Source organism: Anaeroglomus insulsum, assembly GCF_050689095.1.
Taxonomy (GTDB): Bacteria; Planctomycetota; Phycisphaerae; order Sedimentisphaerales; family Anaerohalosphaeraceae; genus Anaeroglomus; species Anaeroglomus insulsum.
The window spans coordinates 174,220-201,195 of the sequence record NZ_JBOGCL010000005.1; the positions used below are offsets into that span (position 1 = coordinate 174,220).

The window sequence follows — 26,976 nt, forward strand, 5'->3', positions numbered from 1 at the left end:
TATGAAACGATTTGTATGGCGACTCCAGCGACTGCTGGACCTGAAGGTGCGACAGCATGAAATACTGCGTGCCGACCTGGCGGCATTGAGTGAACAGATCGCAACGATACAAGCCCAGATGATTACTCTCAAGGCCCAGATTCGTGGCCGACTGGCCGAGATGCGCACCCTGGCGGCTGAACAGCGACTGGAAAAACAGCAGATGTTCCTGCAGTTTGCCCATGTCCTGGATACGCGTATGAAGGCATTATCCGACAAACTGGCATCCCTCGAACAGCAGCGTAAAGAAAAAATCAACCAGCTTCTGGTGATTCGGAAAGAACGAAAGAGTCTGGAAAAACTGCGAGCCAGAGCCGTGGAAGAATATCGTCAGGAACAACATCGTCAGGAACAAATGATGACCGATGAATCCGGCGGCATCATGTATGCCAGGGCGTTACTGTCCGGTCAGCACCAAGCAGATCTTGAGGCAATTTCATCGCCCAGCGACGCTAACGGACAGAACATTCCAGGCCCACGTGTTGCTATCCAGATGTCTCATTCATCATAGGGAGATCAACCGATATGAAAAAAATACATATTCTCTTACTGCTGGCAGCGGGCCTGCTCAGTTTCGGATCAGCTTTTGGAGTCAGTTTCTGGCTCAAAAAGTCACGGTCCGTCCCCGCCGAACAAAACATCGCTCGAAGTCAGAATGCGTCCCATACGCCGTCGGAGGACGCCGCCCAAAACAGTATTCTGGAAAGCCTGATGGCTCGCTCGCAGGCCGCTGATGACCTGGGAATGTCCGAAACCCAGTTGAAGAATCTGATTTTCGACATCCGCCAGAAGATGCAGGAATATAACGATAAGCAGAAAGTGCTCGAGCAGGAAAAACAGCAGATCGAAATCACCCGTCAGACTCTGCAGGACGAGATCGAACAGCTCAATCAGCTTCAGGAGAAGCTGAATCTGGCCCTGATTTCGATCAAAGACAAGGAAAAAGCGATCCAGAACAGCATCGTGGAAATCGAAAGCCTTGAAAAAACCAATTTTCAGCGGATCGCCGGCACCTACGACAAAATGGACCCGGCTCAGGCGGGCAAGATTCTGGCCACGATGGTTACCAACAACCAGATGCCTGATGCCGTCAAAATCCTGTATTATATGAATGAACGCAGCGCCGGCAAATTGCTTGGCGAAGTCGGAACCAATGCCCCGGAAATCGCCGCGGCACTGAGTCTGCAGTTAAAACGCATTCGTGAACAAAAATAACCGGAGCCGGAGACAGCATAGATATGGATATCGGAACAATTGTTGGATTAATCGTTGGCCTGGGACTGATTGCATGGTCCATCCTGATGGGATGCAGTCTGGTGGTTTTCTGGGATCTGCCGTCAGCCATGATCGTCATCGGGGGCATGCTCTGCGCGGTGATTATCCACTTTTCGCTGCCGCAATTTCTGAGCATCTTTTCCATTATGAAAAAAGCCTTTCTGGTCAAAGTACACAAACCGGCCGACATCATTCAGCAAATGGTCAATTTTGCTGCGATCAGCCGCAGAGAAGGAGCCCTGGCCCTTGAGGAACAGATTCGCAAGGTCGATAACAGCTTTATGGCCAAAGCTTTGCAGATGCTGGTCGATGGTCAGGAAGAAAGCAACATTCGCGATATGCTGGAACTGGAGATCCAATATCTCCAGGAACGCCATGCCCAGGGCAAAAAGATTCTCGAGTTCATGGCATCTGCCGCCCCGGCTTTCGGCATGATTGGAACTCTTATAGGTCTGGTCCAGATGCTGCGTAATATGACCTCGCCGGAAAGCATCGGTGCCGGCATGGCGGTAGCCCTGATCACCACCTTTTACGGAGCTATACTGTCAAACCTGGTCTTTACGCCCCTGGCAGGAAAACTCGGCATCTACTCCAAGGCTGAGACACTGGCGATGGAGATGATTGTGGAGGGAATCTGTACCATCAGCAAGGGCGAAAACCCCACTGTCGTGCGAGAAAAACTTCAGGCATTCATCTCGCCGGGGCGAAGAATAGAAGTCAAGGCAACCGTATAATGGCCAGAATCAAGAAACCAATTGAAGACAGCGGCGGCGAGGGCGTCCCGGAATGGATGGTCACTTTCAGCGACTGCATGACGCTGCTGTTGACTTTTTTTGTGCTGCTGATGAGCTTTGCTTCCTTTGACAAGGATACGATCCCGACCCTGGGAGAGATTTTCTCCAGAGCGTTTCCCGGCGTGGGGTTGTTTGGCGGCTCCGTCAAAAAATCCATGATGGAAAAAAACCAGTCTCCCAACGCCCAGATATCCAAACAAGGCTCTGAAACCAGAACTCTGGCCCAGGCGATCAATTCCAATTTCATGAGGGAACAAAAACCGCTCGATTTCAGAAATCTGAAGGTCTTTACCATCGAGTCCGAAAAAGTCTTCTGGGGAAACGGTGTTGCATTGACGGAATCCGGAAAACAGGTGCTCAATGCACTCGAAAAATTTCTCCTGAATACCCCCGGCCGTATCGTTATCAGCGAAAATGGCCCGGATCAAGATTCCCAAAGCGGTCTGGATCGAGCACTGATGGTGATGGACTACCTGGCCGCCGGCGGAGTAGATAAAAAACGAATCAGCATCTGTGCATCCCCCACCACCAAAGACCCACTCCAAACCCGTCGGCTGGAAATCACCCTCCTGGAAAGGAGTGTGTACGAATAATGGCCAAACAACGAGCCGAAGAAAAAGCACCGGGTGCACCGGCTTATATTGTTACGTTTTCAGACATGATTACTCTACTACTGACCTTTTTCGTCATGCTCCAGAGTATGGCCAAGGTTCAGGTCGAACAACATAAATTTGAAGCTGGTCAGGCAGCACTCAAACGCACTTTTGATGGTTTGGGAGTTTCAGGGGATGAATCATCCAATAATGACGGCACCAAATTCGAACATCCCAAACCCGAATATGCCGCTGAAGAAGGCAAAGACGAGCCGCAGAATCGTTCGCTGGACGCCCATACCGAGATGATGCGTCGGGTTCTGTTGGATATTGAGAAAATGGCTAAGATTACGCCAAGTCCTATTTCGGGTATGAACAGAACTTTCCTGCCGACAGATATTCACTTTGCACCGGGCCAAATCACTCTCAACTCTCCGGCCCAGAGCTTTCTCAACGCATATTGCCAGCAGCTTATTACCAACCTGACCGGACAGGAAGTCACCCTGTATGTCCTTGGGATTGCTGCAGGCGAAAAAGGGGAAAAGCGGCAATGGACCCTTTCGGCCCAGCGGGCCCAGGCTGTCGCTGATTTCATTCGCTCAAAACAACCAGATAATGCCAATTGGTCGATTTACAGCTGGGGGGCCGGTCCCGGCGGCGACTGGGTTGGGCAAAAAGGCTTAGTCAGCTCCGAAACTGAAATCATGATTGCAGTCCTGACACAAAAAAACTAATTCGTCCAGTTCTGTCATTATATACGAAGTCTGTCGCCAATTATTCATAGCACCGTAAATTGAACATTACAGGTGTCTGATTTTATTGCGCAACACATAAATAAAGCCTTCCCTTTCATCATAGAATCAAGTTTTAGCCTCAAGGCACAATTTTTGCACATAAAAAGTCCAAGTTCTATTCTATCTGAATCAGGAATAAAATTATGGTAAAAAAGCGTCTGATATGCCTGGGTTTGCTGCTGGTTTTAAGCATCGTGGGGCAGGTCCTGTTGCGTCCTGCTCTCGGTGAAGCCAAGGCCTTGCCGCAAGAGGACAGTCGTCAGGGTGCCATGGGCCAATGGAATCTCAAAGACGACTCCGCCGGAAGTGGTTACAGCAACAGCAGATTAATGGGGCAATTCTTTCTCATGCTGCTGTTTGTGGCTGTGATTGGTGTCGGAGCGTGGTTTTTACTCAAAAAAATAAATACTCCCTGGCTCAAGGGAAGAGGAGGTCACTTGTCGGTTATCGAAACTCTCCCGCTGGGTGCCAGACGGTCAATCCATCTCATTCAGGCTGGCAACAAGCATCTGCTAATCAGCAATAGCCCTGAAGGTATCCGCCTTCTGACCGATATGACCGGAGCCATTGCTTCATTATCGGACGAGGATCATTAAATGAAGCGTATCCTGCCACTGGTATTGTTCTGTGTGTATGTGTCCTTGCCTGCCTGGGCTTATGCGGCCGCGGAACCAGCCGTTCCGACCCCGACCGCACCGAATACCCTGCCCCAGATTCCGGACATTGTGGATTTAATCGATAAAGCAACTACCGATAATCAGGAAAAACCCGCCGAGTGGAGCACGCCAGTCAAACTGGTTGCCATTTTCACTCTGCTGGCCCTGATCCCCAGCCTGTTGGCGATGATGACCTCGTTTACCCGCATCGTCATCGTGCTGGGCTTTGTCCGGCGGGCACTCGGAACCCAGAATATTCCCCCAAACACCGTTGTCATGGGCCTAGCCCTGTTTCTGACCCTGTTTACTATGGCACCAACGCTGGTGAAAATGAACGAGCAGGCCATTCAGCCCTATCTGAACGGCCAATTGGATTTTGAAAGCACCGCCGGGGTATCGTCTTCAATTATCAAGGAATTTATGCTGCGTCAGACCCGCAAAAGTGACCTGGCCCTGTTTGTCAATATGGCCAGAGTTACCCCGCCGTCCAATCCCGCAGAGCTGGGGCTGCATATCATTACGCCGGCGTTTGTAATCAGTGAATTCCGGACCTCCTTTGAAATTGGATGCCTGTTGTTTATTCCCTTCCTGCTGCTGGACCTGGTTATCGCCAGTATTCTGCTCAGTGCAGGTATGATGATGCTTCCGCCGGCCATGATTTCTCTGCCTCTGAAGCTGATTCTGTTTATCCTCGTGGATGGGTGGGGGATTCTGGCCCAGGGACTGAGTTTGAGTTTCAGATAAGGACAATACGATGACAATTGACTCTATTTTATATCTATCCCGGCATACCATGGAAACAGCCCTGCTGATTTCGGCACCGATCCTGCTGGCCTGTATGATCTCGGGCATTATTATCTCTTTGTTTCAGACGGTTACATCCATTCGCGATATGACCCTGACTATGGCACCCAAACTGATTGCCGCCGGCATTACGGCCCTGCTGTTCGGCAACTGGATGCTGCAGGTGCTGATGCGATTCACCACGGAAATATTCAATCAAATCCAGACCTATGGCCAGTAATCCATGGATACTTTTATCACCGGCAAAATACTGGGGTTTTTATTGATTGCCACACGAGTTGGTGCGTTTTTCACGGCCTCACCGGTGTTTAACTGGGCCTCCGTCCCTCCGCAGACCAAAACCGCCGTTGCTGTGGTGCTGGCAATCTTTTTTGCCGGCATCAGCCCCATGCCACAGCTTTCTGCGGCCCCGGATGTCCTGGAGATTGTCATCTGGACTGCTTTTGAGGCTATTTATGGGCTGGCACTCGGTCTGGTGGCATACGCTCTTTTCGGCGTGGTCCGAAACGCGGCCCGTATTGGGGAACAACAAATGGGCCTTAATGTCGCCAGTGAAATGGATCCGCTGACCGAAGAACAGGAAAATGCTCTGGCCATTCTGGTTGAAATTTTTTTTATTTTGCTGCTGTTTGCTTCCAACGGGCATCACATCCTGCTAAAAATCATTGCCCGCAGCTATGACCGATTCGGCATTGGCCAAATTCCTGATATTGGCAGACTGATGGAAAGCATCCTGCTGTCAGGTTCGGCCCTGCTGATGCTGTCGCTGCAGATGTCCGCTCCCGTTCTGGCCATCTTTCTGCTGCTGATGGTGGTTCTGGCCATCATGGCCCGCGTAGCCCCGGAATCCAATATCCTGTTTCTCAGCCTGCCGGTGCGGGTCGGGCTGGGATTGCTCATTTATGGCATCCTGATGCCGTTTGTCAACGAGTACCTCAAACAATTTGTCCTCTGGCTGGACAGATTACTGGTCGTTTAAAGAGACTCTCAAGCGATATGGCCGATACCAATAAAACTCATCTTCCAACCGCACGACGCCTGCAGAAAGCCCGTGAGGAGGGGCAAGTCCCCCAGAGCGCCGAGATGGTGTCCGCTGTGACCCTGGTCACCCTGCTGGCAGTCTGTGCCCTGCTGGGACCCTGGTTTATTTCCTGGGGGAAAACCGAGCTTGTTGAAGGCCTGAGCTGCCGTGCTGAGATGATGGATAACAGTCAGGTTTTTATCGCGTATATCAACTCCAAAATCATCAGCAGCATGCTGGTAATGACGCCGTTTCTGCTGGCCCTGGCAGTCTGCGGAATTGGTGCCAGCATTATGGTCAGCGGCCTGAATTACGCCCCCAAGAGCCTGGCCTGGAAAACGAATGAACTCAACCCGGTCCATGGTCTCAAGCAATTGTGCTCGCCTGAATCGCTGGTTAAGCTTGTGCTGTCTATCGTCAAGCTGGCGTTCATCGGATTTCTGGTCTATTTATATCTTCGCCAAAAAATCACTTACCTGGCAACACTGCAATGGGTTGACATCCAGAATGTTCTGTCGGCCATCGGCGGCGTTGTACTCGGGGCAGTGATCCGCATATGCATCGGTCTGCTGATAATCGGGGCGATTGACTGGTTCTATCGTCACTGGAAATATATCGAAAATCTGAAAATGAGCCGCCAGGAAGTCAAGGAAGAAAATCGCGACAGCGATGGTCCCCCGGAAATCAAATCCAAGCTGCGCCGCAAACAATACGAACTGGGCATGCGGCGAATGCTGAAAAAAGTCCCCCAGGCCAGCGTTGTCCTGGTCAACCCCACCCACGTGGCCGTGGCCCTGTATTACGAATCCGGCAAAACCTCGGCGCCCATTGTCGTAGCCAAAGGCGGCGACCATATGTGCGAAAAAATCAAGGAAATCGCCCGCTCCTATGGCGTCCCCATTATCCGCCGGCCTGCCCTGGCCCGCGAAATCTACGCGACGGTCAAACTGGACCAGCCCATTCCGGAAAAACTGTTCACCGCAGTTGCAGAGGTGCTGGCCGTAATTTATCGTCTCAAACACGCTTATTCCAAATAACGCTTGAACAATTCTGCCTAAAGACGCTATACTGCCTGAGTTATCAGAATGAAAGCGGCAAATGAGAAGACGACAAACAGACTCTAATTTACCAGAAGCAATCCATTACCGGCTGGATGCCGTATTTGCGGCAGCTGCGCTGACGGTATTGGCCGGCCTGCTGATCCCTATGCCCCTGCTGATGCTGGACATTGTCTGGGTATTCAGTGTGTTTCTGGCTGCCGCGGTAGTCGCCGTGTGTCTGGCGGCGGCAAACTGCCAAGAATTGGGAGGCTTTGGTTTTCTGGTGGGTGCTATGAATCTCCTGCGGATTTGCCTGATTGCCATGACCGTCCGGAAAATCCTTCTCGAACAGACTGCCGGGATGGTCATCGGTTTGATCGGCAGGGTTGTCCTTGGCACTGGCGTTATTACCGCCGCGATTCTGGCTGTTTTGATGGTACTATTGAGCTTCTGGATGATTCTGTTATTCGCGAGGCAAATCCGCCGCTCGGTACACAGGTATTCCCAGGAGATTCTGCCGGTCAAGCGTGCCGGACTTCAAGCCGACTTGAGTCTGAACGTCATCTCCCGCCAACAGGCCAAATCTGTTCTTGATAAGATCAAGACGGAGATGCGGTTCTTCGGATCCATGGGATCGATCTCAGTCCTGATGCAATGCGAAGCCGCCGCAGCGGTGGTCATGACTCTTCTGGCACTCGGAATCAAAGTATTCAGTGACGCCCTTGCAGGCGGCTACAACGTCCAATTGCTGGAAACGGTTGCATCCCAGGCGGCAGGACTGGCCATCATTTCTCTGCTGCCGGCCGTCAGCTCGGCCTGGAGCTGTGCGGGATTGCTTCAGAAAGAAGCCCTGTGCCTCAAAAAAGACCAGACTGAGCAGGACACCCATGGACACACCATCGCTTTGCCGGGAACCGATAAACAGACAGAACAAACCGAGCTGCTGAATCCGGATTTTATGGAACAGGCCCGCAAGGCCCCCCCGCTGCGGGAAAATATTGTCGATTTTGAACCGGCAGCCCCTGCGGAGGTATTAAAGACTATCGATTGCCCTGTTCGTCGTTTGACCTGGACAGATTCCCGCGATTATTACCGCCAATTGACCGATCTGGCTGCCGCACTAAAACCTCAACCGCAGCAGGCTATCCTGCTGACCAGTCTGCCGGGAACCAGTTTGGGCGTACAAGCGGCGGTCAATACTGCCATCGGGCTTGCCGAAAAGAACTTCAGGGTTCTTCTGATTGATGCCCAGCCCAAACGCAGGGCCGCGGCCAGGGCGTTCGATTTGAATGAGGCCAAAACCGTCATCAGCCCCCAGCCAACCTGCATCGCCAATATCAGCGTCTTTACCGCCGGCGATATGGAGATTCAGGCTGCCTGCCGTATTGAAACCGCCCTGCAGGAACTCGCGGGACAATATGACATATTTCTGATCTATGGCCCCCACATGATCGAGATTATGGCTGATCAAATCGGTGCCCGGCTGCATACTCTGCTGCTCGGTGATTTTTCAGGCACCACTGTGGCCATTCCCGAAAACGCTGCCAAACTGGCCTCTGTGACCGCTATTTCGATTCCCCACTAATCCCTGCGTGTTGGCCATCACCGCCTAACAGGGCACGGAGCCGTTAGAGTGAATTAATCCCGGAGAACTGCTGCTGAATCTGATTGAGCATTTTCTCAAGACGGGCATATTTCTGCCTCAAACGTGTTTCATAGGTTTCCAGGCGGTTCTGTTCTTGAGTAATCCGGTCTTCCTGTGAGGTAATCTGGCTTTTAATGCTGTTGAGGGCCAGCGGCACGCGCCCGCCGGTTTTCAGCGACGTATCTACCGTTTCATACATCGCGCCGGCAAATCCCTGTTTGATCTGAATGGTGGCATTCAGGGTTCCGGCTTTACTGGTATCTACAGTCAAATTAAGATCGAATTCAGGATATAACGGATTCTTGCTGCTATCCAGTGCCGAACTGCCGCTGATGTTTTTGCCGCTGATCGTCATTGAACGGGCTTTATCCCAGCTTTCGGAGGTCAGCTTAATCAAGGCCGACGTAATGTTCCCGGATGCATCCACCTCAACCTTGACATCATACGAGCCGGCATCGGTATATTTACTGGATGCATAAAAAGAGATATAGGCCGCATCAGCCCCTGTGGAAAGTCCGGTCTTCTGGGCACCAAACAGCGACAATACCCCCATATAGTCTTCCACGATAGCTTTGTCGAATACCTCTGTATCCAGTTCCAAGGTCCCATCGGCATCGATTTTAAGACCAATATCTTCGGGTCGTGTAAAGGAATCCGACGAGCCAAAGCCCGTTGCCACCGAACGCAGAGGATTTTTAATCAGGCTCAGAATACTGCTTAAACTGTAGTCCGAAGACAATATCCCTGATGTCTTGGTTTCGGTGTTATACGTCGTTTTTTCCTTGAAATAGGTCGCCAGCTCATTGTATTTGGTCACCATCGAGGTGATTTTCTTCTTGAGTTCCTCGGTGTTTCGCGTCAGGTTGACTTCCACCGTTTTGTATCCGGTCGAACTGTCCGTGGCTATGGTCGTATCATGCAGCTTGAGGGTCACCCCGGCAATCACATTATCAATGGTGTTGGAACTGCGGCTGATCCATTTTTCTTGGATGAGTTCGCCGGTTTCAGAATTGACCACATCCGGCGGATAATCATCCACTTTAATCAGGGCATTCTTGGCCGACTGCGTCTCGGTAAAAGTCCCCGCCGCCAGCGAGGCAATATTGGCTGTTTTGCTGCCCCCCTGTGTGCTTTGAGAAATCGTCGGCAGCGTCAGTGAGGCCGATGAACCGGTTCCCGCCTCAAAAGCCAGATTCACCTGCAATTGGCTGGTTCCGCTGGTCTTGTCGGTCACTTTGAGCAAACCATCTTTATAGGTCACCTCGACGGTATTACCAAATGCTGTTTCCATTTCGCGGACAAGGTCTTCGATGGTTGTGTACTGGGTCACATCAAAAGCATAGTCAACGGCGGTGCCATCGTGTCTTGTTCCGCTAACACGAATCTTATCGGGGGTCGTACCGCTTTCAATCGTGCCGGAAAACCCGTCGAGATTTTTGAGGCGGGTAGTGATATCGGCATTATTGCCACTTTTTTTCAGCGTGCTCTGGGCAGTATGAACCTCGGTATTGCTGGAATTGACGGTAATCTGATAATCTTCACCGCTGCTGTTACCCGACAAAACCAGATGCCATTCATTACCGTCGCCATTGTCATATTTCAGCAGGCTGGCCGTCACGCCGGGATTATCAGGGTCATTATTAATCAGTTTCACCAGGTCCTGAAGCGTTGTGGTATCGGTTGTCTGGATAACCCGTTCAGTGTTATTGTAGGAGTAAATAAAATTACCCTCGCCCACATACGAGGTGGCATATCGGAATCCGCTGTGCACCCAGCGTTCGGAGGTCGCCAATTGTTTAATCTTGATCGAATGGTTGCCTTCAGAGGCACTGGATGTCGCTTCGGCTGTAACCACATCGCTGTCACTGGTGGTTGTATTGAAAGCCTTCAATTTGCTCGTATCCGAAATACTGTAAAGGGCAGACTTGAAGGCGCTCAGCTTGCTCTGAAGCTCTGTAATTGCCGTTTGCTTTTCCTGATATTTGGACAGCTTGCTTTGGTATTTTGTCAGTCGCTGACTTTCCACCTTCATCAATTGCTCAATGATGGACGAGGTGTCAATACCCGTCGATAGTCCTGATAAACTGATACTTGCCATATGCCGCACTCCCGTCTTAATCATGAACACAAGACGACATTGTCCGCCTTGTTTTTTGTCTATCCTCTGTTTATTCCATTACTTATATTATCGTCCATCCGGTAAGGCTCTAAATCCGTTTCCTTATTCATTCTCCCACTGCGGCCATTTCTTGCGATTTTCGCCGCCTGCATTCCTCGATTTTTTGCAGAATCTCCGGATTATCGGGCGATAATTCCAGACAATGTTCCAATTGTTCAATCGCAAAATCGATAGCCACTTCGGCATAAAATCCGGGGGTACGATTCTGTATATAATTCCTCTCAATTGCCTGGAATACATGTGCCGACAAATAATGCCCCTGAAAGGCTCTGTGCACAGAGTCCAGTCCTTCCAAGCTGGCGTCGGGAAAGAGTTGTTCCCAGGCAAAGGTGTCAATGAACCGTCGGATCACGCCAAAGTGCATTTCGGCCTTGCTTCGGGTGTGATTTCGGGACAGGCTGTCGGTCCGGACGCACCGGATATAGAAATCACCCGCCAGATGTCTGGCAATCAGTCCGTGTGCAGCAAATCGACGCATCATGTCATAATCTTCAGCCACCCGCAGTGTCTCATCATACAAGCCGATCTTATCAAATACACTCCGCCGGATGCACGTCCGGAAGGGAATGAATGGGAAACCGCCCTGGAATAATCCGCTGATCAGCTGAGTCTGGTCGTGCACTTCCTTGCGCCGGATGACACGCAGCGACCGGCCGGCCTCATTAACCAGATGATCATCACAGTAAATCAGGTCTGCTTCCGGATGGCGTTCAAACGCCGCAACATGCTGGGCAATAAACTCTGGCGTCATCCGGTCATCATCATCCAGCGGGACAATAAACTGTCCGGTTGCCTGACGCACAGCAGTATTTCGGGTCGCAGCCAGTCCTGCATTGGCCTGTGAAAAATAACGGATCCGACTATCCTTATAATTTCGGATTACCTGTTCGGTGTGATCCGTAGAGCCATCATTGACAATAATCAGTTCAAAATCCGTATAGGTCTGAGCCAAAACACTTTGAATCGCAGCGTCGATATAGGCAGCGGAATTATAGGCCGGCATAATCACCGACACACGTGGTCTCTGAGTTGGGGCTTCAGTCAAAACCGAGACATGCTTTTCCTGCCGAGCCTGAACACTCTGATACAACACGTCCCATTGCACCTGTTGTTGTTGGTCCAGAACATTATTGGGATTGGCCTTAAGCCGCTCCAGCATCTGCCGACTTTTCTGGCTGTGCCCACGGTCCCGATAATATTCTGCCAGCTTCAGGGTGGTTGCCACATAACAGCGGAACACTTCAGACACTTTGGTGCGTTCTTCAGGGGCGAAGATTTCGGTTTCAATCTTCTGCATAAAGGGTATCGCCAACACCTGTTCATAGTATCGTGCCGCCTCATCCCTATTGCCCGCGTCCCATTCACAGTTGGCCAGGGCATATAATTCCGCAAGCCGGTCAGACCGAAGCCGATAAGCCAGCCTGGCCCACTGCAGCGCAATGGCCCGATGACGTCCGGCAAAAAGCTGGACCACCAGTCCAGCCTGGCCAGGGTCCCCCTGGCCGGAGACCTCATTGACCCAGAAACAGCGTTCCGCAAACACTACAAAGTCCCAGTATTTCTCAGGACAGGAGCGTCTCCAGAAAAGCTGATCGGCAGCCAGTTGCCGCAGGATATAATTCGTCGTGACCGGCACGTCGGGACGCCAGGTGCCTGCGAGATCGGGTACATACAGAATCGACCCCCACTCCGTATCCAAGCCGCTATAGATCGTCCAGCTCAGCGACAGCATATCGCGTCCCCACAGCCCTTCATCCAGGCCTCCAGCCCGTGTAAAGACATCCCGTTTCACAGCGCAGAGCAGGTCCTGGTCCAAACAACAGAATATTTTCTTGTCACCATAATCCAGATTGGTATTCCAGCTGCCCGCGGGCAAGATAATCCGTCCGCTGACGGCGCCGATGGCAGGTGTCTTCAGGGCCTCTTGTACCACGGCAACACAATCAGGCCTGACAGCAATATGCCAGGCAGCAAACACCAGAATATCCCCCCGGGCAACCGCAGCGGCCTGATTTTTGACCGCGGCACTGGAGATCCCTTCGGCAAAATTAAGGACAGCAGTCGGCAGCGGCAATGTCTGGCCGGCAAAATCCGCTGCGGAATTACCGGTGGTCAATATCAGCAATTCGAATCGCTGCCGGGTCTGGGCCATCCATTCCGCAAGGATTGTCTGTAAATCAACCGTACCGCGTCGGCAATCCAGAATCACCGACACTTGAGGAGTCACTGGGGTCCGATTGTCATAAATCACCTCCGCCTCAACCAGAGACTTGGGTGTGTCCATAAAGATAAAACGGTCCACGATTTCACGACGCTGGGGGCCGCCGGGACCATCGTTGGCCTGTGTCAAAAAGCGGTTTATGAACTCTCTGGCCTGAACCGTCCCGTGATCGGCATACTCCTGCTCCAGCGACCAGCGGGCAGATTGCTCTTCTGCTGCAATATACTGACATAGTCCGCGAAGCAGATTCAACCCCTGAATCTCTTTTTCCACCCCGTTGCAGACATCACAAAGCGAATTCAGCGAAATCAGACAATCCGAACAATAGCCGGAGACGAACTCATGAATCGCCTTGGACAGCAGATCGGCAATCAACTGCCGGCTCACGGCCCCGGATTCCCATTGCTCAAACAGATGTCCGAACCGCGGAATGAAATCATCGCAGTTGCAGTTGCGGATGGCCTGACCGACATCAAAACCGGGGTTTTCCCTGGCTTTTTGGGCAATCTCCATCAGTTTCTGCTGGCCATAACGCGACAGCACTTTACGCCGTCCGTTGGGATGATTCAGCAGAATCGTGCCGGTTTGAGATTTCTTGTGCTCTCGTTTATAAGTCAGAATTTCAGGGAGATTTTTGAATCGCACCGTTCCGGTCAGAATTCCATACAGCGCCGCCTTGGCCAGCCAGAACGTATCCGATCCCCACGGCTGGCAATCGTATAATCCCACCTGCTCAAACAGGGTCTTGCGGATAATTGCCGAGGCATGCCAGCAGACATAAAAGCTGCGGTGATAGCCTTTGACAATCTCGTCATGGCTAACCTTCAGGCGGATTCGGTCACAATACTCCGGCCCGCGGAAAGTGTCAATAAACCGCCCGAAAAACGAGCCCACCACACCCAGTGAATCATCGCGAAGGATTTCCTCCAGCAGCATCTCCAGCTTGTGCGGGGCAAGAATGTCATCGGCATCCTGAATGGAAATAAATGGTGCCCGGGCATGCTGAATGGCAAAGTTGCGGCGGACATAGGGGCCTTCACTCTTGTCAAAGAAAAACAGTCGGAAACGCTTATCCCGCTGCGCATATTGCTGCAGAATCTCTCGTGAGCCGTCCGTGCTGCCGTCATCCACAATCAGCGCCTCCCATTCTTGCAGTGTTTGGGCACAAATGCCATCCAGACACTGCGGCAGATACTCAGCCATATTCTGACAGGCGATCACAACGGCCACCTTCGGGGACGGCACCGTATCGAGCTTGTGAAGATTATCCTGATAACACAGCCCATACCAGCGATGGGCATCCGCCACAGCCTGCGGCTGCATAGACAAGGCATTGCCCTCGGCCAGAGGCAGAGTTTCCAGGTGCAAACGAATATCAGCGATACTTTGGTCATATTTATACAAGAGGTAATCCTGGTTGATGTCCTGCTGCCTGCGTTTCCGGCGGGTCTTGCCGCCGTCACCATAGTCATGATAAATCACGGTATCCGGCCAGTACATCACGACATCCTGTCGGCCAAAGGCGTGAATCAACCGCCAGGTCAGATCGGTCCCTTCATGACCGAACAACAGTGGATCCTGCCCACCGACCGCCCGCCAGGCCGACAGCAGAAATGCCGAGTTACCCTCCTGATTGCACAGCGTCGGGAAAGGCTTGTCACCGCGGTCACAAATCGAGATATGCTGATTGGGCACAGGTGTTTTCGGCAGTGTCCGGCCGCGAAGCCCAAGCACACGATATGTCTCAAAGGCCCGACGTACCGACGCCAGGTAATTGGCATCCACAAGCGCATCATCATCCACAAAAACCGCAATGCGGCCGCGTGCAAACCAGGCGCCAATGTTACGGCCCTCGCTGAGATTGAAATTGATTGGACACGGAATGATGCAATCGGCTTTGTCTGTCATGGCGGCAATATCTGTACCGCCGTTGTCCACCAGAATCGTTTCAAAATCGCTGTCGGTCTGGTGCTGGAAGCAATCCAGCAATTTGGCCACATCCGCGGAACGCTGATATGTCACAATAATCACCGACATCAGCGGGGTGGCGGATGGATCCCGACGGTCAATCCGCGGCAAATGGTCATAGTGCATCGCAGCCTGATAGTGTGCCATCAGCCTGCGGGCCGTCAGCATATTGCCGGCAGCAAAGGCCTGCTGAGCCTTCTGAAAAAGCTGAATTGCAGATTTTAGTTTATCCTCTTTTGTCTCTGAAGACATTGTTTTGTTCGGTGATGTTGTGGTTTCAGATTCGGCTTTGGCCTGCATCTTTTCCAAATGCTGGCGTTGTTTCTTTCGGGCATTGAACACCTCCACCCATGAGGAATCCTCCAGAATGCCGTGTTTTCTGAAGGCTGCCAGAATTCCTTTGATGTCTGCCTGCGTAGCGATCCAGAAGACTAATCGCTCTTTCTGAGCATTTTTCAAGGCCCAAGGAACAGGCAACTCACAAGATAAAATGGCTTCATATCGGATGACCATCTCAAAGAACAACTGAATATGCAAATCAGTCTTTATGGCTTCTGTTATGGATTGAGCAAACACGGTATCCGGGTCCAGCTTTTGCTGCACAGCGACCTTCCTGCTGCGTCTTTGATAGGCATTGATTTTTGACTTTGCCCAACATAAATAGGATAAGAGAGGCTGCTCCTTTCCGCGCGAAGCGGACTGAGGGACATGACGAATCAGATATAACGGCTGAGGAACAAAATGCAACTGTGTTACCTCTTCTATTTTATGAATCATATCTTTATCGACAGCACATTCCAGCAAGGGGTCATGTCCGGGGGTCCGGAGATACTCTTTAAGCTTATAGGTCCTGAAGGCACTGACCACATCCGCCTGAAGCGTTGTCTTGCCTTTTGGCAGCGCCTTGCAGAAACCGATTTTGACCGGATTTAACTGTTCATCGCAATAAATATTCTGAGAATAAATAAATCCGCATTCCGGATGCTCCCGATGTGCCTTGATCATCACCTCAATGGCGTTGGGAGTCAATGCATCATCGCTGTCCAGTTCACCATAGATTTCAGTCCGAACATGTGCAATTCCATCCATGACAGCACGGGCAATACCCTGATTGGTTTTATGCCGAATCAGTTTGATACGGGGATCATGGAGGTACCTCTGAATGACTTCCACAGAATTATCCGTTGAAGCATCATCCACAATGATTAATTCCCATTCCTTACAGGTCTGATTCAGCACCGACTCAATGGCTTCCCCTATATAGGCTCCTTTATTATAATTATGACAGACTATCGAAAACTGCCGCATTTTGGGTGGAAGCTGCAAAGATTTTTCCTTTTGCTGTTTTTGTTTTTGCCTCTTCAGTTTAAGATTTTCCACAAAGGATTTTATTTGCTCAAAGTCAAGCATCTGTCTGCCATTCCCATATAACGCTTCGACTCCATGTGTATTTAAAAAGTTTGCAATGGCTGCGGGATCATTTTCACTCGGTGGAAAATAAATAATATGGTAATCACAAAAACGTATCAATTTATCATTAATCTGGATATCAGGATTTTCTCGAAGACGTTGTCCTAACATTAGTTCCGGATACCTGTTGGCTTTCAAGTAATATTTATAAATCTCATTCATTGATTTAAATCGCCACAATGAAAAGAAGCTATTCAGTCGTCCAAAACAAATATGATCGCATAACGTCTCATCAGTAATATAATAATTTTTCCCTACGGTTAATGTATTTTCAGCGCCATCCAAAAGTGAAGGGAAATCCGGATGAATAATTACACAATCCGTCCTAAGTCGCAAAATATAACGGTATTTTGAAAAATCCGGCAACTGCTCCAAATAATGACATAACAGATTGACCGAAAAAAACATTCCCATCGTAGCATTAACGGAGGATTTCGAACCGCTTTGTGGCCCGATATATTCCGCAAAATCATCAACACAATAAGGTTCCTGACAGATTAATACTTTTGTACGTGGATTATTTTCTATCTCCTTGAGATCATAAACCTCGGATGTGCGAACCTTATTGCCCAGATCTTTTTTCCATAGATGATAAAAACAGTCGTAGCTGTACCCTTGAAAAATCCTGTCAATCATCCTGCAAACATAGACCGCATATCGGACCGGCCCGCAGATAAATATCGCTATTCGCCCATCTGATGGTTTCATAAACAACCTCCTGCAGCTTGTTCACAAAATACCGTTTCCTGAAAATACTCTATGCCCTGGACATTTCCAAGGTCATATTTGCTGCGTACAGCCACAGGATACAGCTCATATCCGTCCGCAATCAGCGTATTCATCGCAGGACCGACATAATATTCGCCATTCGTCATATCTTTTTTCTCAAACTGCTTTTCAATCGCACAGATCAGTGCTTTACCTGACGCAAGGCTATAAACGCCAGCGCTGGCCAGATTGGAAATATTCTGTTTTTCCACAATTCGAGTAATTCGCCCATCCCGGATATCCACATAGCTGGATCTATTGCCGAAATTGGCATACACCGGCAGAAATCCCTGTTTGACGGAAGTATAGTTAAACATATCAAAATCGATATACTGATCACAGTTGACCACAATCACCGGTGTTTCCCTGTCATAATAGGCCCTAGCTGTATATACGGAAGCCGCCGGGCCTGGAGGCGTTGTTGGGCAGGTGACCAGATGAACATCACAGTCAAGACCATTTCGAACCATGATTTTTTCAAGATTACTTTCCACCTCAAATTCGGAAGCATAGTGTTCGGTTGTAATAAATACTGTTTTATCACCAGCAGCAATCTTGCCGCGAAGAGAGCGCAAAAGCCACTCCACCATTCGTCGTCCTCGTATCTGGATAAACGGCTTAAATTGCCCCAGTGTTTGAGTCCGAACCCCATAGCCCGCCATTGGAAATATCCAAATCATATCCACTCACCTTATTCTATAGCAATGCATATTCTGCAGTATTTAATCGCGGTTTCACAAACGTCTCCGGACGAGCGAGAAATAGCAATTGTCCCTCCTCACTTGGTAACGTCACACAGGTGTTTCCAAGCAGCGGAACCGCATACTCCAGATATTCGTCCGACACATCAAAAGTACCGGCTTGAATCCAGTTTGGAGGCATAATTCGCGTATAATTCTGTGTCTGGGCAAAAGGCACGCAAATATAGTCCACATCTTCGGGATTATAAGGATGGCGGGCTATGGAGCCCAAAAAATCACGGGCTCCATCTAGCAGACTGCAGACGGTAAAAAATCCCACCTGGTATGCCCGCATTAAATCGAGTTCCGACACAAAATGAATATCGCTTCGCTGATCAATTGCCGGGATAAAGGAACGGGCCTGGATGCCTATATCGGCTAGATTATTAACCAAAAGCTGCGCAGCCGTTGTACGACTGGTTCCGTACATAATCTGACCGCTTAAATCATACCGTTCACCCAAATCGCCAACATCATACCCTTCGGACATGACTACCATCGCCCGGCCATATTTCGAAATGGTTTGCTGAATCGCATTCATCAACTCTGACAAAGGCTGCTGATCTTCCGGCAGCAGGATCAACAACGGCATTTGACGATCTAGATCAGCCAAACGGGCACAGGCAGCGAGAAAGCCGGTTTTTCTGCCAAATGTCTGGGCAATCAGCACTTTATCATGTTCACAAGCTCCCTGATTTTCCTGATCCATGATCCAAACTTTGTTACGCCAGTAATTGGCACAGCTGGGATATCCGGGCGTATAAAGCACTTTTTCAAAAGCTGCGTCTCCCAAATCATTATCCACCGTTTTCGCCACCGAAGCGATTTGAATTGCATCACCAAGACAAGCGGAGATGCACATGGATTGTTTAATGGTTCCATTACCACCAATATTAATAAAATAGCTTATATCATGAGCCTCCAACACTCTTGCCAGCAGGAGTAATTGCTCTCTTTCCAGCGGCTTAATGCGCGTGGTCCCAATAAAGCCCGAAGCGGGGGTATAATAAAGCAACTCCAGATCCGAATCCGTGATGTCGGTCAAATCCAGCATGGATTCTTTTAGTGCCCCCTGGATTCCAGGGCATCCCGCATAAATTCTGGAAACACGACCGGATTTTTTGGCGGCTTTTAATATGCCTGCTAAAGTTGCATTGATCACACAGGTCGTGCCTCCAGACATTGTAATTAACAAATTACCGGCCATTTTATACTCCTGCAGAATAGCTTGCAGCTATTTGAAAAGACGCTTTTTCTCATTTTTCTCACAGATTATACTATTCTCTCATTCCGGTGCGGGGAGAGGAGCCAGCTGCTAATAACCATTAACATTGTTGCCAACCATCCTTTTGTTTTATCATTTGACCCCTTTGTTCTATTTCAATATGTTACATTCATTACTTCTATTTCTAATATATATACATCCGTTATTTCACTATAACCCTCCGATGTTCAGTGAGCAAATTCCATACCATAAACCCAGGTACCCCCTTGACTCCAAAAACCACATATTCTGCTATTACAATAACTTACAACTATAGCTAAATCCTACAAAGCCTCCCTAAATTTTGGTAAGCCCAGGGAAATTCATCCCGGTAACACGGTTTTTATTTCCCCTCCCCATCCCGGCGTCCAAAACCTATACACCATCTCATTCCATCTTTGGTAAAATGGGCAACTCTACCCCCTCGTCCCAACCCCCAAATCTTATGTTTTCCACAACCAGGTCAGGATTTATCAGCCCGGCAGATTAAGCACTTGAAAACAGATGCCAGCGGGGATATAGTATGCGATAGAATATGCCCTGAAACTCTGCCGGAAAGCCCCCAGCGGCCCAAACACAAGGATGCAGACGATGACAAGATCATGGTTATGTATAATGTTTATTTTGTGCGGTCTTTTTTTCCCTCGCTGCCTGGCCAATTCCCCTGCCCCTTCGGTCACAACGCCCCCGGCCGAGCTGAATCTGGACCCTTTTTACGCCAAGTACCTCAACTGTGACGGCATCACCGTCATCAGTTCCAAAGCTGTCAGCGACCAGGCTTTTTACCGGCTCAAATTTCTGTTGGATAAAATGCTTGAAAACCGTCCTGACGTGCGTGAAGCCCTGGCCAAAAACGGCAACCGCTTTATCATCATCGGTCATAATGAGCAGGTCACAGATATTCCCGACTATGCGGAGATGAAACCCAAGGCATTCTGGAATGAACGGGCACGGGGTTTTGGCGGGCGGACGACCAGTGTGGGCGAGGAAAATCTCCTGTCGCTGCCGGAGGACCGCTACGAAGATGAAAGCATCTTTATCCATGAGCTGGCCCACTCGATTCACTTTGTCCTGCGGCGGCTGGAGCCGGACTTCCAGAAAACACTGGATACCCTCTACCACAAGGCCATGGCCAAAGGACTCTACAAAAATGATTATGCCTCAACCGATGCCGGGGAATACTGGGCTGAGGCAGTTCAGAGTTTTTTCGATGCCAACCGCGCCAATAACTGGAATCATAATCACATCAACACCCGCAAGCTCCTGACCGAATACGACCCGGATGTTGTCGAACTGGTCCGCACAACTTTCCGCATTACTCCGGCTAACGACTGGCGTTATGAGCCGCTGGTCAAACTGCCCAGGGTGATTCCAACCCCCCAGCGTTTCCAAGAAAGCACCGCCCTGCCCAAGTACATCTGGTGCCGTGGTTTCTCTATCTTCGGCACGGCAAAGGTATCTGACGAGGCAATGCTCTGTGTGGATCATACTATTCGAAACCTGTTCCGCTATCGCCATGATATCCTTAAGGCCATGATTAATGCTGACGTTGCGGTGGTGGTCTATGCCGACGACGAATTCCCGACGCTGCCATCCGTCCACAAGACACTGAATGTCCAGGCGTTTCTGGAAGACCGAGAAGGAATTGAATCGGCCAAACTGCCCCCTTCGCTGCGGCTTGGGGTTGCCCAATCCGAGATAGACAGCACCCACAATCAGCTCATCGGCACTATGGCTCTGGCCTGCTACCTCTATACTGGTCTGCGCCCTGTCGATCCAGACTTTGACAGTCAGGAACAAAAACTGCAATACGAAATCGGCCTGCAACGGATGGATGTCCGGTTTGACCAGCAGCTCAAAGCACTCTACAATGCTGCCATCCAGCAGGGGCTGTGGACAGACACCCCGGCAGCTCAAAATCGGTTTGTCTATTTTGCCGAAGGAGTAAAGGCCTTCTACGATGCCGCAAAAACAGTCGATGCCAAAGGCCGGACAATTCATACCCGTGACCAGTTAGCCAGCTATGATCCCAAACTGGCCGACCTGATCGGCGGTCTCTTCAAGCACCCCCAACGTTATGACTGGCGATCTATCCCGTGCAGCTCGAAACCGGCAGCTCCCTAAACGCCCTGAGTCAAACTCCCCCTCCCAATTAAGCCAAGGATGAGTATGGTTTATCTGGCAGCGATTTTCATCTATTTGTTTGTTCTGGTCGGCATCGGTGTTTATACCTCGCGCCGGGTCAAGACCGAATCGGATTTTGCCGTAGCCGGGCGAACACTTTCGCCGTGGGTGATGGTCTGCACCATGCTGGCTGTCTGGATTGGTACCGGCTCCATCGTGGGCAATGCCGAAGAAACCTACCGGACAGGCATGGCGGCCCTGATCATCCCGACAGGCACTTTTTTGGGCATGATTCTGCTGTCGTTTATCGCCTCCCGCGCCCGCAATATTGAGGCGTCCTCAGTGCCTGAAATTATCGGACGACGCTATGGGCGGGCAGCCCGACTGCTGTCGGTGGTGGCACTGGTGACAGCCTATATGGTCATCGTCAGCTATCAATTCAATGCCGGCGGCGCGGTGCTGGAAGTTATTGCCGGCACTAAAGATCCGGTTTTGCTGGGTCATGACGACACCCTCTCCGCCCGTCAATTAGTCAAAGGCCGAATGGTCTATACCCCACCACAGGACTGGACCGGAACGGTAGAGCTTGCCCTCGTTTCCACGCAGAATCCGGCCAAATCCATCCCTTTTGTCATTCATGTTGTTGAGAACAACACCACCCCGGCGTCTGCCGACAAAATCACGTTCACTATTCTTAAAAACCATCATGCCCCAATTCGCTTTCCGATTGACGACGATAATTCGGATTACCGCATTGCCACAGGTGCCGAGATTGGAACCTTCAGCCTGGTTGAGCCGCGGCTGGAGGCCAGCCATGCCACCATTATAGCCGCAGTATTCATCCTGACTTATACCATGCTGGCAGGCTTACTGAGCCTGGCTTATACCGATATCGTAACCGGCGTGCTAATTATGGGAGCGATGGTGGCGGCGCTGCCAGTGCTGCTGTATCAGGCCGGAGGGTTCTCCGGCATGGCTGAGGCCTTTGCCGCAATGCAGAAAACCCGGCATATGCAGTTCTGGGGGGTGTATTCGCCGGTGCAGTTGGTTAATTACCTGCTGCCGGTATTTCTGCTGATTCTGGGGGATGCCAATCAGTACCAGCGTATCTTTGCCGGACGCAATGCCCGCAGTGCCAAACAGGCCGTGACAACCATGATTTTTGTCGCCCTGGCCATTGAACTGCTGATTATCACCAATGCCTGGATTGCAGCCAGCATGACACCCGATCCTGAAAACGGCAAATATATTCTCATCTACGCGGCTAAACATTATATGCCGCCTGTGCTGGGAATCCTCTTTTTGGTGACCGTCGTCGGCATCATCGTGTCGACAGCCAACTCCTTTTTGCTGATTCCGGCGATTACCTTTATTAAAGATGTCTATCAGACCCACATCAATCCCAAAGCCACAGATAAGCATGTGGTGTTCCTGAACCGGATCCTGATTCTGGTGTTCGGCCTGATTGCCTATGGCGTATCGCTGGCTTTTTCCGAATCGACAGGCTTTTTTCATAAAGCTTTGTATGCATATACAATTTACGGAGCTGCCATCACACCCAGTCTCGTGGCAGCAATTATCTGGAAACGGGCCACCCGACAGGCAGCAATGGCATCAATCCTTGTCGGCATCGCCATTCCCCTGCTGTGGGGGGAACTCATCTGTCCGCATTTATCCGGATGGCTTCGGGAACTCGATGCAGTGCTGCCAGCTCTTATTGTCTCTGTCGCGGCACTGGTGGGGGTCAGCTATCTGACTCAGCCGCCTCTGATCCAATCCGAACCGAAACAACCCTCCATGTATTAAGGAAGCATAATCATGAAACAATCTCTAATCATGCTTGGCATCGTTCTGTTATCAATCCAGGCTTATAGTCAACCTGCTCTGAAAACCCGTCAGATTCAGTCTCTGGATAGAGGCTGGCAATTCCTTAAGGCCGATGCAGCGGGGGCCGAAGCCGCAGCATTCGATGATAGCTCATGGAAGACTGTTGATGTACCGCATGACTGGAGCATCGAAGGGCCATTTTCAAAAGATGCCCCATCCAAAGGCGATGGAGCTTTCTTACCTTCAGGCGTCAGTTGGTATCGCAAGAGCTTTACGCTGCCCAGGGGATGGGCCAGTAAACAGGTATTTGTGGAATTCGACGGAGTCATGGCCAACAGCCAGGTCTGGATTAACGGGTATCTGCTGGGCACGCGGCCCAGCGGTTATGTCAGCTTCCAGTATGAGCTGACACCTTACCTGAAGGAGGATGGATTGAATGTCCTGGCCGTGCGGACCGACACGACCCTGCAGCCGGCGTCGCGGTGGTATACGGGGGCCGGGATTTATCGGCATGTCCGGCTGATTGCAACGAATCCTATTCTGCTGGGGCCATGGCGAACGTTTGTCACCACCCCGCAGATTACGGATACCCAGGCCACGGTTCGTGTCCAGACCGCCGTCATCAATTCTTCCGACCGCAGAAAAAAGGTCTGTCTGGAGATTACGCTTTATAATCCACAAGGCGACGTTGCCGCCAAAGCTGTCTCGCCCGCCAAGAATGTCAATCCCGGAGCCATGGTGGAATTCCAGCAGGACTTGATTGTTCCGAACCCGGTCCGATGGGACCTGGATCGTCCTGCCCTTTATACCGCCCATACAGAGGTGGTTTCGGGCTGGTCCAGGCTGGATGATGAAATCACCTCTTTCGGCATTCGGGAGTTTGCCTTCGAACCGGATACCGGCTTCTGGCTCAATGGACGCAACTTCAAAATCAAGGGCGTCTGCGTCCATCACGACGGCGGGGCTTTTGGTGCAGCGGTGCCCCTGCAGGTCTGGCGGGATCGGCTGGCGGTCCTGAAGGAACTGGGTGTCAACGCCATCCGCACCGCCCATAATGCCGTGGCGCCGGAGTTTCTGGATGTCTGCGACCAGATGGGCTTTCTGGTCATGAACGAATTTCTGGATTGCTGGACTGTCGGCAAGCGGCCAGGCGATTTCCATCGCTACTTCAAAGACTGGGCTTTAATCGATACCCGCGACACGATTCGACGAGACCGCAATCACCCCTGTGTGGTCGTTTACAGTGCCGGCAATGAAATCCACGATACCCCCAAGGCAGAATTGGCCAAGCAGATTCTCGGCTCCCTGATTAACATCTATCATCAGGAAGACCCGACCCGTCCGGTATCTCAGGCTCTGTTTCGTCCCAACCAGAGCCGTGATTATGACAACGGGCTTGCGGATATGCTGGATGTGGTTGGACAGAACTACCGGGAAAATGAGATTCTGGCCGCATGGCGGCAGAATCCCAGGCGGAAAATCCTGGGCACGGAAAATGGCCATGACCTGAATGTCTGGCTTGCCCTGCGCGACAATCCCCCCTATGCAGGACAGTTCCTCTGGAGCGGGATTGATTATCTCGGCGAGTCGCGTCAATGGCCCGCGATCTCGACACCGTTTGGGGTCATTGACCGGGCCGGCGGTCTGCGTCCCCGCTCCTATCAGCGGCAAAGCTGGTGGTCGGACAAGCCCATGGTTCATCTGGTCCGTCGGGTCGGCAGAAACGAACCTTCGCCCATTGACCCCGGCTACGAACTCAGTACCGATGATCGGTTCCGTATCACGCAGTTTTCTGACTGGACACCGGTTAACCTCCAGCCACATATCGAAACCGTGGAAGTCTATAGCAATTGTGAGTCGGTGGAACTGTTTTTGAACGACAGGTCACTGGGGGCACAGAAAAAACCAGACAACGATTCCCCGCGGGTCTGGCAGGTGGAGTTTGAGCCGGGAACCATAAAAGCGGTGGCATCCAATGGCGGCAAAGTGGCTGCGACCCAGATTTACCAAACTGCCGGAAAGGCATCCAGCATCCGGCTTAACGCACCTCGCACGACCTTAAGTCCCTCGTGGGATGATGTGATTCGAGTGGAGGCTTCTGTCGTCGATGAACAGGGTGTGCTGGTTCCGACAGCAACCAATCAGATTACCTTTTCCATCACCGGCCCCGGAATGATTGCCGCAGTGGACAATGCCAGCGTGCTCAGCCATGAGCCGTTTGGGGCAGATTCCCGCAGTGCCTATCAGGGACGATGTTATGTCTGGATCAAGGCCAGCGATACAAAAGGACAAATCACATTAACCGCCCGTTCAGAGCAGCTTGAAAGTGATACACTATCCCTGACGGTCGGTCAATCAATGTGAGCATCCCTTAAGACATAGAAAGAAGCTTGATCTCATGGAGAAATTGAAAACAGGACTCATCGGATGCGGAAAAGTCGGACACCTGCATGCCAGGGCACTGGCGGACCTGCCCTGCTCGGTATTCTCGGCAGTATGCGGACGGAGCCTGGAGAAGGCCCGGCACTATGGGGCTCAATACGGCGTCAGGGGGTATGATAATGTAACCGAGATGGTCGAGAAGGAATCGCTGGACGCGGTGATTGTGTGCACACCCCACCCCAATCATGCCCAGCCTGCGATTGCGGCGATGGAAGCGGGAGCTCATGTGCTGGTGGAAAAGCCGCTGGCGATAACGCTGAAGGATTGCGATGCGATGATTGAGGCAGCTCGGCGGGCGTCCGTCAAGCTGGGGGTAGTCTCGCAGCGGCGGTTTTATGCCCCCTGCCAGCGGATACGGAAGGCCATCGATGCCGGCAAGATCGGCCGGCCAGTGCTGGGGACGGTGACACTGTACGGCTGGCGGGATGAGGCGTATTATCAGAGCGACCCGTGGCGCGGCACCTGGCAGGAGGAAGGCGGCGGTGTGCTGGTCAATCAGTCGCCGCATCAACTGGACCTGCTCCAGTGGTACATGGGGCCGATTGAGGAGGCGTTCGGCTATTGGGGCAATTTGAACCATCCCTATATCGAGGTGGAAGATACGGCGGTGGTCGTGGTGCGTTTTAAGCATGGCGGGCTGGGCAATATAGTCATCAGCAATTCGCAGAATCCGGCCCTCTACGGCAAGGTGCTGATTATGGGCAGCAACGGAGCTGCAGTCGGGGTTCAAACCGAGGGCGGAGCCATGTTTATCCCGGGCCGCTCAGAGATTGAACAGCCGCCGACCAACGACCACTGGACTGTGCCAGGGGAGCTGGAGCTGCTGGCCCAGTGGCAACAGGAGGATGCGGCGTTTTTCAAGACCATCAAGGCTACGGAATACTATCACAAACTGCAGGTTGAAGATTTTCTGCAGGCGATCCTTGAGGACCGCAATCCCCTGATTACAGGGCAAGAAGGTCGCATCACGGTCGAACTCTTCACGGCGGTCTATCGCAGCCAGCGGGAGAAAAAGCCGATTCGGTTCCCCGTGCAGGCAGATTGAATCAGGGACAACCTTCCGTTGGGCAAGTCTCTTGAGATGAAACCATGGCCAAGCAGAGCTTGACCATGCCACTCGAAACCTGTTCCAGCTGGCCGGGAAGTGTGGCAACCGAAGGGCCAGAACCCTTTGTTGGCTGCATCCTATTTTTGTTAAAATTGTAATCCATTATTTTCATCGCATAATTGTTCATTCTTTATCGGTAAATGTCCTCGATAATTTCTGAGTTAAAAATAAGGAGATATTTACAAATGCAAATGTTGATATTCC

At 51.2% G+C, this 26,976-nt stretch carries 19 protein-coding genes; 15 read left to right on the forward strand and 4 right to left on the reverse strand.

Annotation, left to right across the window (positions count from 1 at the left end; all coding sequences use genetic code 11):
• Window position 1: 1 nt before the first annotated feature.
• The 11 genes from ACQ9LF_RS06665 (at window position 2) to ACQ9LF_RS06715 (ending at window position 8,601) form a co-directional block, all read left to right on the forward strand.
• The gene (locus ACQ9LF_RS06665) at window positions 2-550 is read left to right on the forward strand and encodes a flagellar export protein FliJ (protein ID WP_462488598.1); all 549 of its coding nucleotides are present in this window, start codon (window positions 2-4) and stop codon (window positions 548-550) included.
• 14 nt (window positions 551-564) lie between these two features.
• A complete protein-coding gene (locus ACQ9LF_RS06670; protein ID WP_462488599.1) occupies window positions 565-1,254 on the forward strand; it encodes a hypothetical protein in 690 nt (229 codons plus the stop codon).
• A gap of 23 nt (window positions 1,255-1,277) precedes the next feature.
• Window positions 1,278-2,048, forward strand: a complete 771-nt coding sequence (locus ACQ9LF_RS06675; protein ID WP_462488600.1) for a motility protein A — start codon at window positions 1,278-1,280, stop codon at window positions 2,046-2,048.
• Window positions 2,048-2,701 (forward strand): flagellar motor protein MotB, encoded by a 654-nt coding sequence (locus ACQ9LF_RS06680; protein ID WP_462488601.1) that lies wholly within the window; start codon window positions 2,048-2,050, stop codon window positions 2,699-2,701. Before ACQ9LF_RS06675 ends, ACQ9LF_RS06680 begins: the two co-directional genes overlap by 1 nt.
• The gene (locus ACQ9LF_RS06685; protein ID WP_462488602.1) at window positions 2,701-3,435 is read left to right on the forward strand and encodes a flagellar motor protein MotB; all 735 of its coding nucleotides are present in this window, start codon (window positions 2,701-2,703) and stop codon (window positions 3,433-3,435) included. The genes ACQ9LF_RS06680 and ACQ9LF_RS06685 overlap by 1 nt, the downstream gene beginning before the upstream one ends.
• Before the next feature lie 203 nt (window positions 3,436-3,638).
• On the forward strand, window positions 3,639-4,091 hold the full coding sequence (locus ACQ9LF_RS06690) for a FliO/MopB family protein (RefSeq protein WP_462488603.1): 453 nt from the start codon (window positions 3,639-3,641) through the stop codon (window positions 4,089-4,091).
• Entirely contained in the window at window positions 4,092-4,895 is an 804-nt protein-coding gene (fliP, locus tag ACQ9LF_RS06695; RefSeq protein ID WP_462488604.1) for a flagellar type III secretion system pore protein FliP, read from the forward strand.
• Window positions 4,896-4,905: 10 nt separating this feature from the next.
• Complete coding sequence (gene fliQ / locus ACQ9LF_RS06700; RefSeq protein ID WP_462488605.1) at window positions 4,906-5,175, forward strand: flagellar biosynthesis protein FliQ; 270 nt, start codon at window positions 4,906-4,908, stop codon at window positions 5,173-5,175.
• A gap of 3 nt (window positions 5,176-5,178) precedes the next feature.
• Window positions 5,179-5,934: a flagellar biosynthetic protein FliR gene (locus tag ACQ9LF_RS06705; RefSeq protein ID WP_462488606.1), complete on the forward strand. Its 756-nt coding sequence runs from the start codon at window positions 5,179-5,181 to the stop codon at window positions 5,932-5,934.
• Window positions 5,935-5,951: 17 nt separating this feature from the next.
• The gene (gene flhB, locus ACQ9LF_RS06710; protein ID WP_462488607.1) at window positions 5,952-7,013 is read left to right on the forward strand and encodes a flagellar biosynthesis protein FlhB; all 1,062 of its coding nucleotides are present in this window, start codon (window positions 5,952-5,954) and stop codon (window positions 7,011-7,013) included.
• Between the two features lie 61 nt (window positions 7,014-7,074).
• Window positions 7,075-8,601 carry an FHIPEP family type III secretion protein gene (locus ACQ9LF_RS06715; RefSeq protein ID WP_462488608.1) on the forward strand — a complete coding sequence of 509 codons (1,527 nt, stop codon included), beginning with the start codon at window positions 7,075-7,077 and terminating at the stop codon, window positions 8,599-8,601.
• A gap of 43 nt (window positions 8,602-8,644) precedes the next feature.
• Here ACQ9LF_RS06715 and fliD read toward each other — a convergent pair whose 3' ends face one another.
• From fliD to ACQ9LF_RS06735, 4 genes are all read right to left on the reverse strand, one after another.
• Window positions 8,645-10,759, reverse strand: a complete 2,115-nt coding sequence (gene fliD / locus ACQ9LF_RS06720; protein ID WP_462488609.1) for a flagellar filament capping protein FliD — start codon at window positions 10,757-10,759, stop codon at window positions 8,645-8,647.
• Window positions 10,760-10,886: 127 nt separating this feature from the next.
• A complete protein-coding gene (locus tag ACQ9LF_RS06725; protein ID WP_462488610.1) occupies window positions 10,887-16,355 on the reverse strand; it encodes a glycosyltransferase in 5,469 nt (1,822 codons plus the stop codon).
• Window positions 16,356-17,203: 848 nt separating this feature from the next.
• The gene (locus ACQ9LF_RS06730) at window positions 17,204-17,947 is read right to left on the reverse strand and encodes an NTP transferase domain-containing protein (protein ID WP_462488611.1); all 744 of its coding nucleotides are present in this window, start codon (window positions 17,945-17,947) and stop codon (window positions 17,204-17,206) included.
• A gap of 16 nt (window positions 17,948-17,963) precedes the next feature.
• Entirely contained in the window at window positions 17,964-19,214 is a 1,251-nt protein-coding gene (locus ACQ9LF_RS06735) for a 6-phosphofructokinase (protein WP_462488612.1), read from the reverse strand.
• Between the two features lie 648 nt (window positions 19,215-19,862).
• Between ACQ9LF_RS06735 and ACQ9LF_RS06740 the strand changes: the two genes are divergently transcribed.
• From ACQ9LF_RS06740 to ACQ9LF_RS06755, 4 genes are read left to right on the forward strand one after another with little or no spacing between them, the layout of a single operon-like run.
• Complete coding sequence (locus ACQ9LF_RS06740; RefSeq protein WP_462488613.1) at window positions 19,863-21,395, forward strand: hypothetical protein; 1,533 nt, start codon at window positions 19,863-19,865, stop codon at window positions 21,393-21,395.
• A 45-nt stretch (window positions 21,396-21,440) separates the two neighbouring features.
• Window positions 21,441-23,201: a sodium:solute symporter family protein gene (locus ACQ9LF_RS06745; protein ID WP_462488614.1), complete on the forward strand. Its 1,761-nt coding sequence runs from the start codon at window positions 21,441-21,443 to the stop codon at window positions 23,199-23,201.
• Between the two features lie 12 nt (window positions 23,202-23,213).
• Window positions 23,214-25,586, forward strand: coding sequence for a sugar-binding domain-containing protein (locus tag ACQ9LF_RS06750; protein WP_462488615.1), 2,373 nt, complete (start codon window positions 23,214-23,216; stop codon window positions 25,584-25,586).
• A 34-nt stretch (window positions 25,587-25,620) separates the two neighbouring features.
• Window positions 25,621-26,709, forward strand: a complete 1,089-nt coding sequence (locus tag ACQ9LF_RS06755; RefSeq protein WP_462488616.1) for a Gfo/Idh/MocA family protein — start codon at window positions 25,621-25,623, stop codon at window positions 26,707-26,709.
• Window positions 26,710-26,976 lie beyond the last annotated feature (267 nt).

What these genes read in the sequence shown, in the direction of transcription:
- ACQ9LF_RS06665 (WP_462488598.1), top strand. Translation starts at nt 2, where the DNA reads ATGAAACGATTTGTATGGCGACTCCAGCGACTGCTGGACCTGAAGGTG.
- ACQ9LF_RS06670 (WP_462488599.1), top strand. Translation starts at nt 565, where the DNA reads ATGAAAAAAATACATATTCTCTTACTGCTGGCAGCGGGCCTGCTCAGT.
- ACQ9LF_RS06675 (WP_462488600.1), top strand. Translation starts at nt 1,278, where the DNA reads ATGGATATCGGAACAATTGTTGGATTAATCGTTGGCCTGGGACTGATT.
- ACQ9LF_RS06680 (WP_462488601.1), top strand. Translation starts at nt 2,048, where the DNA reads ATGGCCAGAATCAAGAAACCAATTGAAGACAGCGGCGGCGAGGGCGTC.
- ACQ9LF_RS06685 (WP_462488602.1), top strand. Translation starts at nt 2,701, where the DNA reads ATGGCCAAACAACGAGCCGAAGAAAAAGCACCGGGTGCACCGGCTTAT.
- ACQ9LF_RS06690 (WP_462488603.1), top strand. Translation starts at nt 3,639, where the DNA reads ATGGTAAAAAAGCGTCTGATATGCCTGGGTTTGCTGCTGGTTTTAAGC.
- fliP (WP_462488604.1), top strand. Translation starts at nt 4,092, where the DNA reads ATGAAGCGTATCCTGCCACTGGTATTGTTCTGTGTGTATGTGTCCTTG.
- fliQ (WP_462488605.1), top strand. Translation starts at nt 4,906, where the DNA reads ATGACAATTGACTCTATTTTATATCTATCCCGGCATACCATGGAAACA.
- ACQ9LF_RS06705 (WP_462488606.1), top strand. Translation starts at nt 5,179, where the DNA reads ATGGATACTTTTATCACCGGCAAAATACTGGGGTTTTTATTGATTGCC.
- flhB (WP_462488607.1), top strand. Translation starts at nt 5,952, where the DNA reads ATGGCCGATACCAATAAAACTCATCTTCCAACCGCACGACGCCTGCAG.
- ACQ9LF_RS06715 (WP_462488608.1), top strand. Translation starts at nt 7,075, where the DNA reads ATGAGAAGACGACAAACAGACTCTAATTTACCAGAAGCAATCCATTAC.
- fliD (WP_462488609.1), bottom strand. Translation starts at nt 10,759, where the DNA reads ATGGCAAGTATCAGTTTATCAGGACTATCGACGGGTATTGACACCTCG.
- ACQ9LF_RS06730 (WP_462488611.1), bottom strand. Translation starts at nt 17,947, where the DNA reads ATGATTTGGATATTTCCAATGGCGGGCTATGGGGTTCGGACTCAAACA.
- ACQ9LF_RS06735 (WP_462488612.1), bottom strand. Translation starts at nt 19,214, where the DNA reads ATGGCCGGTAATTTGTTAATTACAATGTCTGGAGGCACGACCTGTGTG.
- ACQ9LF_RS06740 (WP_462488613.1), top strand. Translation starts at nt 19,863, where the DNA reads ATGACAAGATCATGGTTATGTATAATGTTTATTTTGTGCGGTCTTTTT.
- ACQ9LF_RS06745 (WP_462488614.1), top strand. Translation starts at nt 21,441, where the DNA reads ATGGTTTATCTGGCAGCGATTTTCATCTATTTGTTTGTTCTGGTCGGC.
- ACQ9LF_RS06750 (WP_462488615.1), top strand. Translation starts at nt 23,214, where the DNA reads ATGAAACAATCTCTAATCATGCTTGGCATCGTTCTGTTATCAATCCAG.
- ACQ9LF_RS06755 (WP_462488616.1), top strand. Translation starts at nt 25,621, where the DNA reads ATGGAGAAATTGAAAACAGGACTCATCGGATGCGGAAAAGTCGGACAC.